Here is a 3,534-nt window from a genome sequence, read left to right on the forward strand (position 1 = left end):
AATCCAACCTTTAAATTTAAAAGGATTATTGATGGAAATTTTTATAGTCATAGTTTTGTTTATCGCTTCAGTTTTTGCTTTTATGAAATTTGCCCCTGTTTTTGGCGGCAGACCAGATGCTAAGAGCCAAAAGCTGATAGAAGCTTCACCAAATTTTAATGGCAAAGTTTTTATAAATTTAGAGCCAACGATTGATATGGTAAAGAAAAATCCGCAAGCATCTATGTTAAATTACGTCCCTCAAGCGCTCTTTCCACCAAAAGACAAGCTACCAAAGCATCCTTTGCCAAATTTAAAATTTGACGCAAACACCCTCAAAAATGGCGAGTTTATCTGGCTTGGGCACGTTAGCCTAATCTGCAAGCTTGATGGCAAAATTATCATCACAGACCCAGTTTTGCACCGAGCATTCCCTCTGCCAGTTGGCGGCAAGCCCTTTGCCTACGAGCACGCCATCACCGCTAGCGACTACCCAGAGGTGATCGACATCGCCCTCATCTCGCACGATCACTACGACCATCTCGACTATAAAACGATACTTGAGCTAAAGGATAGGATAGCCAAATTTCTAGTGCCGCTTGGCGTCAAGGCTCACCTCGTAAAATGGGGCGTAGATGAAGGTAAAATTTACGAGTTTGACTGGTTTAGTGAGCAAAAGATAGGAAATTTAAACTTCACTTTTTGTCCCTCAAGGCACTTTAGTGGGCGCACATTTAAGAGAAACACCACGCTTTGGGGCGGCTGGGCGGTAGAGGAGGCTGGCTTTAGCTTTTATTTTAGCGGAGATGGTGGATACGGCAAGCATTTCAAGATGATAAATGAGAAATTTGGCGGCTTTGATCTAGTTTTCATAGAAAATGGCGCTTATAGCGATGGCTGGCCCTACGTGCATATGAAGCCAGAGGAGTCGGCGCAAGCGCTAAAAGATCTTGGTGCAAGGCTTGGCGTGCCGGTGCATTGGGGCAAATTTGATCTTTCTTATCACGCTTGGAATGAGCCGATCAAGCGTTTTGAAAAGGCAGCGACAAAACTTGAGCTAAACTACGCCACGCCGATGATCGGAGAGGTTTTCACCGCGCAAAATCCACCTAGAAAAAAGTGGTGGAATGAAATTTAGGAATAAAATTTGCTCTAAATTTTAAAATCCAAAAGGAAGTGCAGATGAAAATTTCTGAAAATTTATCAAATTTAAAAAATGCCATCGATAAGGCGGCAAAAAACGACCTTGACTCAAGCGCAACTGGAAGCTTTTTGCAAAATTTAGAAAAAACGAACAAAGAGACAGAAAAGATCTACGAAAAGCTTGAAAAAGAGCTAAAAAGCGACGCGCAGATGTTTAAGCAGTTTGACTTCATGCAGATGATGACAAAGCTTCAATACGGCAACCTAAAATCAAGCGAACGCGAAGAGCTGATAAACAAAATGAGCAAGATCGCTAAAGAAATTTAGCCGTTTAGTGTGGCTTTACGGCGAAGCCAAATTTTGCCCTTTTGCGTGAAATTTAGTGCTTTTTGATGAGTAAATTTGCCAAAAAATGTAAATTTTACTCGCTTGGCGGCTGTTAATGTCCTCACATTTGCCACATCTTTTGCCAAATATCTGTTGCACACTAGGTATGCAAGACAGCATCTGTATATCACATGCGCAAAATTCAAGCAAATTTCTCAAATGTTTTTAGCCTCTAAATTTAAAGCTAGTCAATAAATAAAGGCAATTTTAAAATTTCATGAACGAGTAATTTCGGCTCTAAAATTTAAGCTAAGCTATAAGCGAAGCCAAATTTTAGTAGTCAATTCTTGCGAGTGAGTGAAAGTTTTAAAATTTGCAAAGACAGCTTTATTAAATTTGTAAATTTCTTTTTTATCCAAAAGGGAGACAAGGGGACTTGAATTACGAAGCCATCCCCTTATCCCCCCCCTTTTTTTTTTGAAATCCTCCAAACCCCTCGCACGTTAGAGGTGCATGCGATAGCGCTTTGCGCCGCATGTGGTTAAGAAAATCTAGCAAAATTTAAGCTCTACTAAATTTGCAAGCTCTCACAAATTTTTGCCAAGCAAAATGCCAAGATAGCTTGCGATCAAGCAAAGGCTAAGGTTTAAAAATATATTTAAAAAGCCTTTTACGAGTTCGCCTTCTAGTACAAATTTAACACTATCAAGGCTAAAGCTTGAAAATGTGGTAAAGCCGCCAAGTATGCCAACAACCAAGAACACCCTCACGCTTTGGCTTAAATTTAGGCAAAATAAAACGCCGATAATAAAGCTGCCAAGCACATTTACACCAAGCGTGGCTAGGGGAAAGTGGCTAAATTTTAGCAGCTCCCCAGCTAAAAACCTGCATCCAGCTCCGATAAAGCCTCCAAGCCCCGCAAAAAGTAAATTTACAAGCATTAGTGGCAGATGCTTGCAAAGCTAAAACCGCGCTTTGTAAGCTCCTCGATGTCCTTGCTTGCCTTCTCGCCCTTTGCGGTGAGGTAGTCGCCTATGACGATCGCATCGGCGCCATTTTCGAAGATCTCATACTGCCTCTCGCCCAAAATCTTCTCCCTGCCACCAGCTATCATGACCCTAGTTTCTGGCAGTGCGCTTTTGGTCTCACGCACGATTTTTAGGGCCTCATCCGCGCTAAGAGGTGGCTGAATAAGCCTTAGTGCGTCACTTTTTATGAAAAAATTTATAGGCGACGAAAATGGCTCAAGCTCTTTTAAGCTAGCTCTAAAGCTCACCCTGTCAGCCTCGCTCTCGCCAACGCCGTAAATGCCGCCAGTGCAAAGCATGAACCCAGCCCTTTTTGCGTCTAAATTTGTCTGATATCGCTCGTCCCAAGAGTGTGTTGTGCAGATTTTTGGGAAATATTCGCGGCTTGTTTCTAGGTTGTGGTTGTAGCTAAAAACGCCAGCATTTTTAAGCTCACAAAGCTGCTCGTAAGTCGCCATGCCGTTACATGCGATGAGCATCAAATTTGGCACTTCTTTACTCACAGCTCTTGCTAAAGATGCGATGTAGTCAGTTTTTTTGTCATTTAGCCTAGCGCCACTTGTGACTAAGCAAAAGCCAAGAGCGTGGTTTTTATAAGCCATTTTAGCCTCGTCCACCACCTGCTGCACGCTTTTTTCTTTAAATTTCGTGATATCAGCGCCAGCTTTGGCACTTTGCGTGCAATAAGCGCAGTCCTCAGCGCAGTTTCCCTGCGTAACCGAGCATATCGCACAAAGCATGATTGTTTTCATTTTTTATCCTTTTTTGGGGAGCATTATAGCTTTGGTAGGTTTAAAATTTAAGTATGATCGCCTTAAATTTACGAAAAACAGGCAAATTTTAAAATTAGAGCTGGCATATCACGGCTATAAATTTAGTGGCGAGTGGCTATGAGCCCTAAATTTAGTAGTCTGCTAAGGCGAGTGAGTAAGATTTTAAAATTTGTAAATTTGTTTAGTCAAATCATGTTAGCGTCAAGTAAATTTAAAAATTTGAAAAAAAACTCGATTAATTTTGTAAAAAAATAAATTTAGAAATTCATATACCTATTTATATA

The 3,534-nt window shown here is 41.1% G+C and carries 5 protein-coding genes; 2 read left to right on the forward strand and 3 right to left on the reverse strand.

From position 1 onward, the window contains the following. Nucleotides 1–31: 31 nt before the first annotated feature. Both CYP77_RS01875 and CYP77_RS01880 read left to right on the forward strand, forming a co-directional pair. Complete coding sequence (locus CYP77_RS01875; RefSeq protein ID WP_103567396.1) at nucleotides 32–1,117, forward strand: MBL fold metallo-hydrolase; 1,086 nt, start codon at nucleotides 32–34, stop codon at nucleotides 1,115–1,117. A gap of 44 nt (nucleotides 1,118–1,161) precedes the next feature. Then, complete coding sequence (locus CYP77_RS01880; RefSeq protein ID WP_103567395.1) at nucleotides 1,162–1,449, forward strand: hypothetical protein; 288 nt, start codon at nucleotides 1,162–1,164, stop codon at nucleotides 1,447–1,449. Here CYP77_RS01880 and CYP77_RS09905 read toward each other — a convergent pair. The 3 genes from CYP77_RS09905 to CYP77_RS01890 form a co-directional block, all read right to left on the reverse strand. Further along, nucleotides 1,446–1,640 carry a hypothetical protein gene (locus CYP77_RS09905; RefSeq protein WP_141090576.1) on the reverse strand — a complete coding sequence of 65 codons (195 nt, stop codon included), beginning with the start codon at nucleotides 1,638–1,640 and terminating at the stop codon, nucleotides 1,446–1,448. The genes CYP77_RS01880 and CYP77_RS09905 overlap by 4 nt on opposite strands. A 396-nt stretch (nucleotides 1,641–2,036) precedes the next feature. Next, a complete protein-coding gene (crcB, locus tag CYP77_RS01885) occupies nucleotides 2,037–2,390 on the reverse strand; it encodes a fluoride efflux transporter CrcB (protein ID WP_103567976.1) in 354 nt (117 codons plus the stop codon). After that, a complete protein-coding gene (locus CYP77_RS01890; RefSeq protein WP_103567975.1) occupies nucleotides 2,390–3,229 on the reverse strand; it encodes a biotin synthase in 840 nt (279 codons plus the stop codon). The genes crcB and CYP77_RS01890 overlap by 1 nt, the downstream gene beginning before the upstream one ends. Nucleotides 3,230–3,534 lie beyond the last annotated feature (305 nt).

It is taken from the genome of Campylobacter concisus, from assembly GCF_002913865.1.
GTDB classification, from domain to species: Bacteria; Campylobacterota; Campylobacteria; order Campylobacterales; family Campylobacteraceae; genus Campylobacter_A; species Campylobacter_A concisus_AM.

What these genes read in the sequence shown, in the direction of transcription:
- CYP77_RS01875 (WP_103567396.1), top strand. Translation starts at nt 32, where the DNA reads ATGGAAATTTTTATAGTCATAGTTTTGTTTATCGCTTCAGTTTTTGCT.
- CYP77_RS01880 (WP_103567395.1), top strand. Translation starts at nt 1,162, where the DNA reads ATGAAAATTTCTGAAAATTTATCAAATTTAAAAAATGCCATCGATAAG.
- crcB (WP_103567976.1), bottom strand. Translation starts at nt 2,390, where the DNA reads ATGCTTGTAAATTTACTTTTTGCGGGGCTTGGAGGCTTTATCGGAGCT.
- CYP77_RS01890 (WP_103567975.1), bottom strand. Translation starts at nt 3,229, where the DNA reads ATGAAAACAATCATGCTTTGTGCGATATGCTCGGTTACGCAGGGAAAC.